Annotated in this window: 15 protein-coding genes; 8 read left to right on the forward strand and 7 right to left on the reverse strand. The window is 54.0% G+C overall.

The features are described from left to right. From H6F43_RS05440 to H6F43_RS05455, 4 genes are all read left to right on the forward strand, one after another. Positions 1-249: hydantoinase B/oxoprolinase family protein (locus H6F43_RS05440; protein ID WP_190341449.1), on the forward strand; the 249-nt coding region annotated here is incomplete at its 5' end. 144 nt (positions 250-393) lie between these two features. Further along, positions 394-2,199, forward strand: coding sequence for an iron uptake porin (locus H6F43_RS05445; protein WP_190341452.1), 1,806 nt, complete (start codon positions 394-396; stop codon positions 2,197-2,199). A gap of 83 nt (positions 2,200-2,282) precedes the next feature. After that, a complete protein-coding gene (locus H6F43_RS05450) occupies positions 2,283-2,711 on the forward strand; it encodes a ferredoxin (protein ID WP_190341454.1) in 429 nt (142 codons plus the stop codon). Positions 2,712-3,018: 307 nt separating this feature from the next. Further along, positions 3,019-3,672, forward strand: a complete 654-nt coding sequence (locus tag H6F43_RS05455) for a response regulator transcription factor (RefSeq protein WP_190341456.1) — start codon at positions 3,019-3,021, stop codon at positions 3,670-3,672. Between the two features lie 60 nt (positions 3,673-3,732). On the opposite strand, the gene pstB is transcribed toward H6F43_RS05455, so the two are convergent. The 6 genes from pstB to H6F43_RS05485 all read right to left on the reverse strand — a co-directional run bounded on the left by pstB (position 3,733) and on the right by H6F43_RS05485 (position 11,122). Then, entirely contained in the window at positions 3,733-4,536 is an 804-nt protein-coding gene (pstB, locus tag H6F43_RS05460; RefSeq protein WP_190341458.1) for a phosphate ABC transporter ATP-binding protein PstB, read from the reverse strand. 52 nt (positions 4,537-4,588) lie between these two features. Beyond that, complete coding sequence (gene pstA / locus H6F43_RS05465; RefSeq protein ID WP_190341460.1) at positions 4,589-5,470, reverse strand: phosphate ABC transporter permease PstA; 882 nt, start codon at positions 5,468-5,470, stop codon at positions 4,589-4,591. A 35-nt stretch (positions 5,471-5,505) separates the two neighbouring features. Then, complete coding sequence (pstC, locus tag H6F43_RS05470) at positions 5,506-6,462, reverse strand: phosphate ABC transporter permease subunit PstC (protein ID WP_190341461.1); 957 nt, start codon at positions 6,460-6,462, stop codon at positions 5,506-5,508. A gap of 136 nt (positions 6,463-6,598) precedes the next feature. Then, entirely contained in the window at positions 6,599-7,708 is a 1,110-nt protein-coding gene (pstS, locus tag H6F43_RS05475; protein WP_190341463.1) for a phosphate ABC transporter substrate-binding protein PstS, read from the reverse strand. Positions 7,709-8,174: 466 nt separating this feature from the next. Beyond that, complete coding sequence (locus tag H6F43_RS05480; protein WP_199290156.1) at positions 8,175-10,376, reverse strand: amidase family protein; 2,202 nt, start codon at positions 10,374-10,376, stop codon at positions 8,175-8,177. Positions 10,377-10,552: 176 nt separating this feature from the next. Beyond that, positions 10,553-11,122 carry an SRPBCC family protein gene (locus H6F43_RS05485; RefSeq protein ID WP_190341465.1) on the reverse strand — a complete coding sequence of 190 codons (570 nt, stop codon included), beginning with the start codon at positions 11,120-11,122 and terminating at the stop codon, positions 10,553-10,555. A 275-nt stretch (positions 11,123-11,397) separates the two neighbouring features. Here H6F43_RS05485 and H6F43_RS05490 point away from each other — a divergent pair, with 275 nt between their 5' ends. The 3 genes from H6F43_RS05490 to H6F43_RS05500 are packed head-to-tail and all read left to right on the forward strand — an operon-like array spanning position 11,398 to position 12,172. Next, positions 11,398-11,595, forward strand: coding sequence for a hypothetical protein (locus tag H6F43_RS05490; protein WP_190341467.1), 198 nt, complete (start codon positions 11,398-11,400; stop codon positions 11,593-11,595). Positions 11,596-11,598: 3 nt separating this feature from the next. Then, complete coding sequence (locus H6F43_RS05495; protein WP_190341469.1) at positions 11,599-11,769, forward strand: hypothetical protein; 171 nt, start codon at positions 11,599-11,601, stop codon at positions 11,767-11,769. Positions 11,770-11,773: 4 nt separating this feature from the next. Further along, positions 11,774-12,172: a hypothetical protein gene (locus tag H6F43_RS05500; protein ID WP_190341471.1), complete on the forward strand. Its 399-nt coding sequence runs from the start codon at positions 11,774-11,776 to the stop codon at positions 12,170-12,172. Here the strand turns inward: H6F43_RS05500 and H6F43_RS05505 are convergent. After that, entirely contained in the window at positions 12,058-12,558 is a 501-nt protein-coding gene (locus H6F43_RS05505) for a methylmalonic aciduria and homocystinuria type D protein (protein WP_190341473.1), read from the reverse strand. The genes H6F43_RS05500 and H6F43_RS05505 overlap by 115 nt on opposite strands. A 498-nt stretch (positions 12,559-13,056) precedes the next feature. On the opposite strand from H6F43_RS05505, the gene H6F43_RS05510 reads away from it, so the two are divergent. Continuing rightward, positions 13,057-13,505: trypsin-like peptidase domain-containing protein (locus H6F43_RS05510; protein WP_190341475.1), on the forward strand; the 449-nt coding region annotated here is incomplete at its 3' end.

Genomic DNA, 13,505 nt, shown 5'->3' on the forward strand with positions numbered 1-13,505 from the left:
GGCAACGGCGTCGTGCGTCGCCTACGGTTCCGCGAACCCATGATCGCCGCAATTCTGTCTGGGCATCGCCGTGTTGCACCCTTTGGCTTGGAGGGCGGACACTCTGGTACGGTGGGACGCAACTGGGTCGAGCGAGCCGATGGCACGATCGATCGTCTGGGCAGTCAAGCAGAGGTCGCAATGCAGGCGGGCGATGCGTTTGTCATCGAAACGCCGGGCGGTGGCGGCTACGGCGCTCCAACTCAGTAGACCAACTCAGTAGAATTGTTACCCCTTCCTAACATCGCTCTGGGTCTGCTGCAAAATGTTTTGTGGATTACATTCTACGAAAGTAACGCTTGTTACCATCGCGACTGTATACAGCTTGCTGCTGTCGAATCAGTGTGAGGAGTCATGTTAAAACTAGCCCGGAGTCTTTTGCTAGCAGCGCCGATCGCGGTTGCTAGTCCGATCGTCGCTTCGTCCCCTACGATCGCCGCTGAAGTCATAAATGCTACACAGCCATATAGTTTGGATAACCCCACGGCGACAGCGCCCTTCGATTCGGTAACGGGGGTTAGCTCACTAGATCCAGCGGACGGAAACATTACACCGTTTATGGATCAAGTCACGTCGGTGTCTCAGCTAACCGATATTCGACCGACCGATTGGGCGTTTCAAGCACTGCAATCTCTAGTAGAGCGATATGGGTGCATTGTTGGCTATCCCGATCGCACGTACCGGGGCAATCGTGCGCTAACCCGCTATGAGTTTGCAGCAGGACTAAATGCGTGTATCGATCGCGTGAATGAACTGATTGCGGCATCGACTGCAGACTTAGTCAAAAAAGAAGATCTAACGGCGCTGCAACGGCTGCAAGAAGAATTCGCTGCTGAACTTGTGGCTCTGCGGGGTCGCGTTGATGTGCTGGAAACCCGTGCCACGACGCTAGAACGCCAGCAGTTTTCGGCAACAACTAAACTCAACGGGTTAATGTGGTTTAACCTGACGGGTGCCTTCATTAGCGGGGACGATCGTGTCCTAACTGAACGAGGCGTAGCCGGAAGCGCGTTTGCTCCACCCAGACGCAACCCAGCGACACAGGTTCCATCCCGAGTGCTGCGAGATGAGCCAGAAGTCACGCTCAGCTACTACAGCTTTTTGACGTTTAACACCTCGTTCACCGGCAAAGATTCGCTGATTACGCAGTTTGCGGTTGGAAACGGGGACTCTCCCGCTAATCAACTGGTGTCAGCAGGCTTCTACAACAGTTGGGGCACCCCTTTCACCGATCAGAGCGGGACGCCGATCCAAAGTAGCGTTGTAATTCGGGAACTGGCGTATGCGTTTCCCATTGGCAGTAGCGTCCGGTTGGCAGTCGGTCCTCGGCTGAATTGGTATCGCTATTTCGACGGCAACCGCTTCACCAACTTCCTCACGGGGTCGGGCAGCTTTAACTCCAGCGGCAGCACGTTGATGAACGCGATCGATCGCGGCTCCGGAGCGGCTCTGATCTGGAACATCAGCCCGCAGCTTCGATTTGCCGCCGCCTACCTGGCAGAGAACACAGAGTTTCTCAACCCAGCTGTGTTCAACACGTCCAACAATCCAGCGATCGGCTTGTTCAACCCCACCAATACGATCACAGGTGAACTTACCTTTTCGCCCAGCCCTAGCTTCAATCTACGGCTGCTCTACACCCGCTCTAACTTACGGGCATACAACGGCTTTATTGGCGGCTCAGTTGGGGAACCCCTGCCCTACGGGTTTGCGGACGACGGCTTCGGCGGGCAGGTAAACGATGCGACAGCAGATGCGTTTGTGGCGAATTTCGACTGGCTCATTACTCGCGGCTTTGGTATCTTTGGGCGCTACTCCTACGGCAGCACGAATATTGACCCAGTCAATCCGCTGCGGTCGGGAGGCGAGGTGGATGTGCAGTCGTTCCAGATTGGTTTGGGCTTCCCAGATTTGGGCAAGAAGGGCGCACTGGGCGTCATTTCCTTCCTGGTTCCACATGATTTCATCAACGGTCAGGAGTTCCTCTTGTCTGGCAGCGGCGATGGCGGTACCCAGTATGAGCTAGAAGCGTCGTACTATTACCCACTCTCGAACAATGTGGCGCTGGTTCCTGCGTTCTACGCAATCTGGAACGCCAACAACTTCGACAGCAACCCAACGGTGTTTGTCGGCAACCTGCGGGCGCAGTTCAGTTTCTAGAGCGGTCAGGAGACGGGGAGACATCGTACCCTCGATCGTCTCCCCATCCTTGTAGAGTAGAAGAGACGGTTTTAATAACTACCATGACTTCTCCGGCTGAACCTACGGCTCCCTTGGATGCGCTAATGGCGTGCGTGCAAACCTTGGGGCTACCTCAGATTCAGCGCCATGTGTTTCTCTGTGCCGACCAAACAAAGCCGAAGTGCTGCTCTAAAGAGGCGGGACTGGAAGCATGGGAGTACCTGAAAAAGCGACTGAAAGAACTCCAGCTTGATCAGCCGATCGAAACCCGTCCAACCTGTATCTTTCGGACCAAAGCCAACTGCCTGCGCGTGTGTGCTCAGGGTCCCATTCTGGTTGTTTATCCCGATGGCGTCTGGTACCGGAACGCCTCGCCCCCCGTGATCGAACGCATTATTCAAGAGCATTTATTGGGCGATCGAGTGGTGCAGGAATACGCCTTTCTGGTGCATCCGTTGCCGACGACTGCGATGGCATCGGCGCCGATGTAAGAGCGATTAGACCCGACGCGATGCGATCAAAACTAGCAATTGAAATGCAGTGCACCGTTTTGAATGGAACACACTACAATAGCCCAGAGCGTTGTCATCCAACTTATACGGTTGGCTCCGTAAGTATTTAGATTTATTGAGATTTCAGCAGATACCCTGAGGCTACCTACAATAATGTCAGAAAGTTGGACTAGGCTCCGGGTAAGAGATCGAGCCGTATTGAGTATAATGTAACGGAATTTGAATCCTACCTCGGGATTTGTATTGATACCCAGAAAGCTATATCCAGGACTAGTGAGAGCACAGCATGAAGGAAGCCAGCGTAGGAAATCACAGGCGATTGCTGCTGATTGATGACGATCCTAATTTAATTCTGCTCGTCAAGGATTACCTGGAATTTCGAGGCTATGAAGTAGTTACCGCAGAGAACGGTCGGGAAGCGCTAGAGGTTCTAGAGAACGATCTTCCAGACATGATTATTTGCGATGTAATGATGCCGGAAATGGATGGGTACTCGCTCGTCAAGCATGTGCGAGAGAATCCACGCACCAGTTGGATTCCGGTACTGTTTTTGTCTGCAAAAGGGCAGAGCCAGGACCGCGTAAAAGGGCTGAACACTGGCGCAGACGTGTACATGGTGAAGCCGTTTGAGCCAGAAGAGCTAGTAGCTCAGGTGGAATCTTCCCTGAAGCAGGCGGCTCGGATTGCCGAACGTCCGGGTAAGGGCGGCAGCACAGAGAGCGGTCCAAAAATTCAAGTGCCGTTTGATGTAGAGCTAACTCCCACAGAGCTGCGAGTCGTGCAATACGTGGCGCGGGGAATGGCAAATCGCGAAATCGCTGAGGAGCTTAATGTGAGCCAGCGAACGATCGAAAGCCACGTCAGCAACATGTTGGGCAAAACGGGGCTGCACAACCGCACAGAGCTAGCGCGGTGGGCGCTGGAAAACAACATGGCATAAAGGGTCGCTAACAGCTATTCGCGGAATAGCTGTTAGCGCTTTGACTGCTTCTACCGAGCGTTAACCGAAGCGACCGCTAACGTATTCTTGCGTGGCGGCGTGTTTTGGGCTTTGGAAGATCACTTCGGTGCGATCGTACTCCACAATGAATCCGGTCCGCTGTCCTTTAGCATTTGCCTCAACGTTGTAAAAGGCAGTTCGATCGGAGGCACGCGACGCCTGCTGCATATTGTGAGTCACGATGACGATCGTGTAGTTCTCCTTTAGCTCCTGCAGCAGATCCTCAACTTTCAGGGTCGAGATCGGGTCGAGCGCGGCGCAGGGTTCGTCCATTAGAATCACGTCTGGCTGGACGGCAACCGCCCGCGCAATACACAAGCGCTGCTGCTGTCCCCCGGACAAATCCGTTCCCAAAGCGCTTAGCTTGTCTTTCACGTCGTCCCACAGCGCAGCCCGCTTTAGTGCGCCCTCGACGAGTTCGTCCATGTCGCCTTTGTAACCCAGCAAGCGGGGACCGAAGGCGATGTTGTCATAAACCGACTTGGGGAACGGGTTCGGCTTCTGGAACACCATGCCAATTTGTCGCCGTACTTCCACCGCATCAATGTCTGGTGCGTACAGGTCTTGGTCGCGGTAGTAAACCTTGCCGTCGATGTGGAAAGTCTTGATCAGATCATTGAGACGGTTGAAGCAGCGCAGCACCGTACTCTTACCGCAGCCAGAAGGACCGATGAATGCCGTGATTGAGTTTTTGGGAATGGCAATATTGACGTCCCGAACGGCTAGAAAATTGCCGTAGTAAATGTTCAGATTCTCAGTCTGAAAAACCGTTTCAGTTTGCCGAGCGGTTTGAAGATTAGTCATAGATGGAGTTCAGGGTAGGTTTCAGGTATGCGCAGCCTAAGCAGACAAAGGCTTATCTGCGCCTGATGATGATGCGGGAAAGAATGCTTGTAACCAATACCAGCGCCACTAGCACAAGTGAACCTGCCCAAGCAAGCTCCTGCTGGTTTTTATAGGGAGCGGTGGCAAAATCGAACACTAGCCGCGACATGGTTGCAGTCGGCTGCCAGAGCGTTGTATTCCAGAAGCGGTTGAACGAGGCAGTAAACAACACCGGTGCCGTTTCACCCGCCGCCCGCGCGATCGCCAGCATAATTCCAGTGGTAATGGCAGGAACCGCCGCTGGAAGCACAATTTGTAGAGTCGTTTGAGTCCGAGTCGCCCCCAACCCCACTGCCGCTTGACGAAAATCGTTGGGAACCGCTTCCAGCGCTTCGGCTGACGTGCGGACAATCGTTGGCAGCATCAGCACTGCTAGTGCTACACCACCTGCTACGGCTGAGAACGTACCTGTTGTCAGCACCACGACCGAGTAAGCAAACGCCCCTACCACGATCGACGGCACGCCGCTGAGAACGTTGGTGAAAAAGTCGATCACATTGGCGAGTTTGGTGTCTCGGGCATACTCCGACAGGTAAATCGCTCCAATCACGCCAAAGGGAATGCTGAATGCTGCGGCAAGCCCTACCGTCAGCAGCGTGCCAACCAGCGCATTACCAAATCCTCCACCTTTCAGTCCAGGCGCAGGCGGTAACTGCACGAATATGTCTGGCGAGAGACGAGAGAATCCGTTGATCACAACGTAGGTGAGCACGGCAACCAGGGGAATTAGCGCGATCGCCGCGCACAAACACGCCACTCCCGTCATCACTGATGAAAACAGCGTCCGGGGAGAGGACGGAGTACGCTTCATGCTGCGTGCTACCGAGAGAGAAGCTGCATCTTGACTAGTCATGTTGATGTCTTCCTAAGGTCAATCCGTCACGAACCCTAAAGCTTTAAGCTGAAGCGGCGAACAACCAGTTCTGCCAGCACGTTCACCACCAGAGTCAGCCCAAACAGAATCAGCGCCGCGTACATCAGCGAAGACACTTGCAGTCCGCTGGCTTCGGCAAACTGATTGGCTAGCAGCGACGCCACCGTAGATCCCTGCGCCAAGATTGAGGCGGATTTAATGGTGTCAGAGTTACCGATTAGCATCGTCACTGCCATTGTTTCGCCCATCGCCCGACCCAACGCCAGCATGATTCCGCCGACAATGCCAGAGAATGCAGCAGGCAGAATCACTTTGAAGATCGTTTCCCAGCGCGTTGCGCCCAGCCCATAGGCCGCCTGCCGTAGTTCAGACGGTACTGCCACCAGCGCATCTCGCGCGATCGCGGCAATGATTGGCAGAATCATAATCGACAGGATGATGCCAGCCGCGTAGATACCGGGACCTGCCGGAGCGGTGCTAAAAATTGGTAGCCAGCCGAAGGTCGCATTTAGCCAGATGCCAAACGGTCGCAGCAGCGGAATCAACACGAAAATTCCCCACAAGCCGTAGACCACGCTGGGGATTGCTGCCAATAGCTCGACGAGAAACACGATCGGCTGCTGAACCTGGGGCGGCAAAAAATCCTCGCTCAAAAACAGCGCCACTCCAATGCCGATCGGCACTGCCAACAGCAACGCAATAAACGATGTAACCAGCGTTCCGTAAATCTGAGTCAGTGCGCCGAAGATTCCCTCATTGACGCTCCAGCGACTGGTGACTAAAAAGCTCAGCCCAAATTTCTGAATTGCAGGTAGGGCATCTATTCCAACTCGAAACGCGATCGCAAGCAGCAGCAGAGCCACACCAATTGCGAAGGCAGCCGTTAACCACACAAACCCTTGGTCAACCCGGCGTGAGGTCTGAGTGCGTTGCCAAGACATCGACGAAGACGCATTCGTGGGTGAAGCCATAAATTTAGATGCGAAGACTGGATAACTGGGGAACAACAGTCATTTAGCTTAAACGGTCTAAATTGCCGTAAGGGCTGACGATCGTGCTGAGCAAATCGCCAACCCTATTCAGGCAATCCTTGACTACAGAGGTAGCCTACTTGGTAGCCACTTTTATCGTATCCAACGTCGAGGACACTTTCGTGATGATCTCTTCTGGCAGAGGAATATATCCCAGTTCTGTGGTGAACTGCTTACCGTTGCCGTAAGCCCACTTCAGGAAGTCATTGAATGCCTTTGCTTTCGCCGGATCTTTAGGATTCTCGTACAGCAGCAAGTAGGTCAAGCTGACGATCGGGTACGCATCTTTCTGCTCAGGATCGGGAACCGAAACTGCGAAATCTGCGGGTACTTGGGCACCCTCCAGCGCTTTTGCGGCTGCCTCAGGCGTCGGCGGAATAAAGCCACCCGACTTATTCTGCAGGCTTGCCATTTGCAGGTTGTTTTCCTTAGCAAAGGAGTACTCAGTGTAGCCGATCGCGCCAGGCGTCTGCTGAACTTGAGCGGTCACGCCCTCATTCCCTTTCGCACCCGTGCCCACAGGCCACTCAACCGTCTTGCCCGAACCCACTTTCCAGTTGGGACAGGCTTTAGCGACGTGGCGCGTAAAGATTGCAGTCGTACCGCTACCGTCCGAACGGTGAACGAACGTCACAGGCTGACTAGGAAGTTTTGCGCCTGCGTTGTCCTTGGCAATTTTCGGATCGTTCCAGGTTTTGATCGAGCCATCAACAATGCCGCAGAAGGCTTCGCGCGACAGCTTCATCTCATTGACGCCCTCAAGGTTGTAAGCAAATACAACAAACAAGCCCGTTGAGGGAACTTGAACGGCTTTGCCACGATCGGCAGGCAGCTTTTGTCGATCGTCCTCCTTTAAGGGATCGTCCGAGGCAGCGAAGTCAACGGTCTGATCCAAAAACCGCTTCACGCCAGCACCGCTACCAACAGAGTCGTAGCTGATCTGAACGTTTGGGTTTTGCCGATTGTACTCTTGGAACCAGCGCTCATACAGGGGGCGCGGAGCCGACGCGCCCGCACCGCTAATGGAAGCTGTGCCGCCACCGCTCGTTGCCGCGGGGCTGGTTGCCGAGTCGCCACCCGCAGGAGGTGCGTTGGTGGTTTGGGGAGCACACGACACCAGACCTAGAGCAAGGGCGATCGCGGAGGCAGGGAACGCCCAACGAATTGCCTTAAAAGACCAAAACATAAGACTTTTGTAGCTTGGTACACTTACCTCCTAACGCTACATCCTGCCCGTAAAGACTAGGTTAAGCTGAGAAATCGATAAGAATTTTCTATCCATCAGCGAAAAGCTGTGGAAGTTGGGGAACGAATACAGTGCCTTGGTTTTCGCGGTTTTATGCAGCTTGTTAGGTGCTCTACAACACAAAAATCTCTTCCTCAAGGTAGAGCATCTAGGTCAGCTACAAGAGGCTCCCTAGCAGCTAATAGGCTAAACGCCCACGTAATGATCGGCTTTGTCGCAGGCAATTGCAGAACCTAGAGCAATTCTGTAGACGGTTAACGGCATGATCGTCTAGTTGTTTGTGTCACCTTACTTGCCGCATTGGACTGGGGTTTCACTACCTACCATCATTATAGAACGGATAGAAAAGGGGCATGAGTCTTAATCGATCGACATGCCCCCATGTCAGGAACCTTAGTCAGAAACCTTAGCCAAACGCGAAGCTGTTTGCACTTAGGGGACCTGTAATGCCCTGAAGAATTGCCAGATCAGATCCCAGCGCGCTCAATACTAAACCGGAGTCGCTCAGAGTTTGGGTCAGAGCTGAAAAATCAATTCCAAGACCCGCAATTCCGATCACATCGGTGCTGATTTCAAAGTCGGCGATCGTGTTAGCGGAGGCAGGTAACTCAGCGTTGGCGATCCAGAATTGGTCTGCGCCCTCGCCGCCTGTAATCAGGTTATCGCCACCGAACCGCACGTAGAACTGGTCATCCCCTGCGCCGCCGAACAGCGTGTCATTCTTGCCCAGGTAAAACACATCATCGCCGTCGTCCCCAGAAATGTCGTTGCTGCCACGACCGTAGCTCGCGTCCAGAATGTCGTTGCCCTCGCCACCGGAAACGCGATCGAGCTTGCCCACAATAAAGACATCATCGCCCTCGCCGCCGTAGACTTGGCTGCCACCGGAGACGCTTTGGTTCGTGTCGATTAGGTCATTTCCCGCCAGTGCGTAGACGACATCGCTGTTGCCATCGAATCCAGTAACCGTTGCTGCATCAATGAAATCGTCGCCGTCAGTGCCCGTGACCAAAACGTCAGTCAGGTATTGGAACGATTCACCCGGTAAAGCAGGCGTGCTAGCTGGAGCAACGCGGACTTGGGACACTTGCTCGTAAGCGTAGGCAAGTCCGATTAGAGTTGGTTCGCTGTACGCAGTTCCCAAGAACGAAATGCCAAAGGGGATGTCGTCTGCGATCGTCGGGGTGCTGTTTGCCAAGTAGCCCCCTGGCAAAATGACGCTGGGATAGCCAGCCCGTGCGCCAATGTTGGCTCCGCGCGTGGTGGGAAACAGAACAGCATCAAGCGCATAGGTGCTGAGGTAGGCATCCAGCGCATCTTTTGTCAGACGTAAATCGGTGGCTCTCGCCGCAAGATAGGCAGCCGTATCTGCCGAATCGGGGCTCAAGTCTTTCGACTCGGCAGAGAGCGCCCGCGCCTGTCCGTACTTCAAGGCGACTTCTGGGTTCGCTTCGTTAAAGGCGATCACGTCCGCCAGCGTTTTAACCGGAGCATCTGGTCCTAAGCTGCTGAGGTATGCATTCAGGTCGCGCTTGAATTCGTAATCCAGAACCGTTGTGTTGGGTGCAGTCGCTAGCTCCTGGGCGGTTGGAATGTCCTCATAGACGATCGTGGCTCCTTGCGCTTCCATTACGGCGATCGCCTGCTCCACGATCGCGCGTTGCTCATCGGTCAAGCCGTCCCAAAACACCGTTTTTGGCACACCAATTCTAGACCCTTGCAGCGCTTTGGCGTCTAGAAACTGCGTGTAATCTGTGAAGAACTTACCGTCGCTGGTGCTGGTGGCGGCGTCGTTCGGGTCTACTCCCGTCATTAACCCTAAGAGAGCCGCTGCATCCGCAACCGTGCGTCCGAATGGTCCCGCCGTATCTTGACTAGCCGCGATCGGAATAATTCCGTCACGGCTGACCAGTCCAACCGTGGGCTTGATGCCAACAACCGCATTCTGGTTACCGGGGCTAAGAATGGAGCCGTTCGTTTCGGAGCCGATCGCCACCGTGACCAAGTTAGCGGACACTGCTGCCGCAGATCCTGCACTTGATCCACCGGGAGATAACGCTGGTCTGCCGTCGGGAACAGTAGTTGACAGCGTTGGGTTGTAGGGATTGAATGTGTAGCCATTCAGGGAGCTGTAGCCCGCAGGCATGCCGTTGGCTAAGTAGTTGGCGTACTCCGTTAGGCTGGCTTTGCCCAGAATCACGGCTCCTGCATTCCGCAGGTTCGCGGTGATAAAGGCATCATCCAGTGGAACGGAGCCTTCCAGCGCTACCGAGCCTGCAGTTGTTGGCTGATCGGCGGTGTCAATGTTGTCTTTCAGCAGCACGGGAATTCCGTGCAGTGGACTCTTGATAATGCCTTGTCGCCGCTCTAAGTCAAGAGTTTGAGCGATCGCCAGCGCATTTTCGTTCAGCGCCAAAATCGAGTTCAGCGGTTGGGCACCTTCACCCACAGGCGCATTGAAGTCGTAGGTGGCAATTCGGTTGACGTAGAGTTGAACGAGTCCTTCGGAGGTGAGTGCTCCGAACTCTAAGGCTTGGTTGATCTCGGCGATCGTCGCCTCAAGCAGATTAAAGGTTTTTGGACTCGACAGGGGAATCACATTGACCACGGAAGTTGCACTCCTAAAAACAATGGTTGCTACGGCAGGCAGAACCCGTAAATAGACGCACAAACGAGAACCAGACGTGCTGGAAATCCCACCACCCCTGGCTAAGTGCGCCTACCCAGACCATCATTGATAAATTGTCAGATTGAAATTGTGTAACTCGCTACGCTTAGTAACGGTTAGGACTGACACATCACCGTTCGCATCGTCCGCATATTGCTGGGCAGATCGAGCTGAATTGCCTGCTGGATAAACAGCGACGGCACTGGAATGGTCGGCGTTGCTTGGACAAAATATGTTAGCAGCGTTCCATCATCGCAGTCTTGCAGCCGCAGATCCGCCGCAAAATCGTTAAAGCTGCCGGACTCGAAGCGAAACTGCACGCGCTGCTGAGCCGTTTCTACCACGTTCAAATAAATGTCAACGTGAGCCGTGAAAAACAAGAAATTTTTACTGCCAACTTGATACAGCCGCTTGCTGCTGGTCGCATCTGTTGCCGTTTCTGCACTTAGGACTTCACTGCAGCTGATCGCTGGAAAATACTGGACCCAGCGGGGATAGTTGATCACATGCTGCCACACGATCGCCCGCTTCAGCGGCAAATACATCCGCGCTGTCACAGCTGCTCCCCAAGCGGTATGCGGCAGAGTTTCTAGTAAAATTTCACCCCGTTGCAGAGCCGCAGCATCACTCCAAACCAATTGGGAGGATGAAGGGTGGAGGCGATTTGGTGAGAAGAATGCAGTCATTGGGACGTCTGAGCTCCTATTGCGTCGGTCCAGTCAGGCGCTAGTAGACCATTAACCGCTAACGGGGCGCCACTAACCGTTAACCATGTGACAGAGGTGCGTCATGCCTGTGACGTTGAGTCGTCATTCAGAACCATAACTCTCGCTTGATGAAAACAGATGAGGGAAGACCATGAAGATTTGAATAACTTTAGCAGACTCAATCCGTACGATCACGAAGACATCCCATGCCACAATAGGGGCGATGACCCTTCGATCGATAGGAGCCAACATTCGTGAACGGCACTCCCAACCTTGGAATCTCCATCGTCCTGTATATCGTTGGCGTCATGCTGGTTTTGATAGCAGTGCTGATCTTACTTAAAGGACTGGGACTGCTAACGACGTTGCCAAACGATATCATTGTGGCGCTCATTCTTCTCTCTATCGGCGTAGGGATTCTTGGTGGTATTCGCACCAGCAGAGGGAGGTAGCGCATGGGCAGCTCAATCAAACTCACTACTCTCATCTTTTTGATTGTTCTCGCTATTACCGTCTTTGTTTGGCTACTGCGCGGATTTGGCGTGCTAACGGTGATTCCTGGCTCCGTTCTATGGGGACTCATTTTCTTTTGCATCGTAACCGCAGTATTCAGCACACTGCGTTAGACGGATGGGCAATTTCAAGGACGATCGACCAACGCATCCGCTGACGCACGGACAACTCTTCTCCAGTCCTGGTTGCCACTTTAGCTACCGGGTAATTGGTCCTTGCTGTCGGTTGTTCGATCGAGAGCAGCTTCCGTGGCCCTGCTGCCGGATTCAATGGCGCGGTAAAGAACCCAGTTGGCGGCGCATTGGGCGGCGGTTTACTCCCGATCTCGCCACTAAGGCACACCCTTCCTATAGCGTTGAAATTTTAGGGCAGGGGTTGGTTGAGCCGCTGGTGATCACGCTTTACTCAGTCAACTTGCCACCTGAGGTCAAAAGCTGGTGGCACTCCGACAAACTCCGTTCAAATACGGCATCTAGCACGTCCGGTGCGGCAGACGAGACGATCGTGGACGGGTAAACCGCACTGCCCCATGCTGGATGCAGCAGCACCGAGCAGCCATTGCGATCAAGGATTGGGTAGCCCAAGCACGATCGCACCACCGCAACATCGTCTAACCGGAGCGGTCCCGGTCTAGAGCGGAGAGGGCGTCCCGTTTTTGGGTCAAACACGTCGGCTAGATAGCCCATGCGCTCTAGCTTTGTAGCAACCTCGTAGCCAACGCTAAGAAAGCGTTGCCGCAGCGTTTGTTTCTGAACTTCTGCTTGCTGAGTCCGCTGTAGCAGTTCGCAGGGACACGACTGTAGCACGACCAAAACTGAGGCCACTGGACAAGACCAGTCCGGTAGCAGCTTCGGTCGATGAGTAGCAATAAACTCGTTAGGGCTGTGGACGGAGTACTGCATCAATGAGCGCGAGCGATCGCAGACGTTAGTAGCGGGATCGCTATTTCCATTCTGGCGCGAAATGACCGGGGAAGAAGCGTCAAGGACGTTCTTTTTTCACAGCCATGTGCCGCGTTTGTCAGAAGCGGGAATACTCTGGCTAGTTAATCTCTACCGCACGGAAATAACTTTTATGACGTGGCTCTTGCGTCGCATCGGTGAACCTTCTTTAATCCGTGCGAGTTCCTTAATTTGTTACCGCAATCTGACAATCGCGCACGACCAAGCGTTCAGACGGAAACGTCCGGACGCACTAACCCTTGCTCCGAAAACTCATGAAGCTTCTAGTACCAGCGGTGTGAAGCGCTGATACAGAATCTTGCCGAATAATCTGGCACGCTCCTATGGAATTCAACTGCAACCGCTGCGACTCCGGACAGCCCTACCCACCAGATGCCCGATCGCTGTTCAGCCGTTCACCGCACCCGTCGTTCTACCTCACACTTGCTCAGACGCGCTATGAACTTCAAATACTTTTTGCTGCTTGCTGCTCCAATTTTGCTGGCTGATGTTTCGCCGTCCATCAGTCTTCCGACACAGACTGCACCGCGATCGATCGCCGCATCCAACGCCTCGGATACGTACCGCAACTGCCAGCAGTCTGCCGCTGCCGTTGTCACAATTTATTCAGGCAGGGAGATTGGTTCGGGCAGCATCATTAGCGCTGATGGAGTAGTCATTACCAATCATCACGTGGTGCAAGAAAGCGTTCGGAGCGGGGGACGCAAGCAAATTTACGTCAAACTTGCCAGTGGCGATCGCTATACAGGTCAGATCCTGGGTACCGACACGCGCAACGATCTAGCGCTGGTGAAACTCGCCGCGCAGAAGTCTTTTCCTACGGTGCCCTTTGCAGGGTTGCAGCCACAAGCAGGACAGGGCGTTTGCGCGATCGGCAGTCCCTACGG

This window comes from Leptolyngbya sp. FACHB-36 (genome assembly GCF_014695955.1).
In the GTDB taxonomy this organism is placed as follows: domain Bacteria; phylum Cyanobacteriota; class Cyanobacteriia; order Leptolyngbyales; family Leptolyngbyaceae; genus FACHB-36.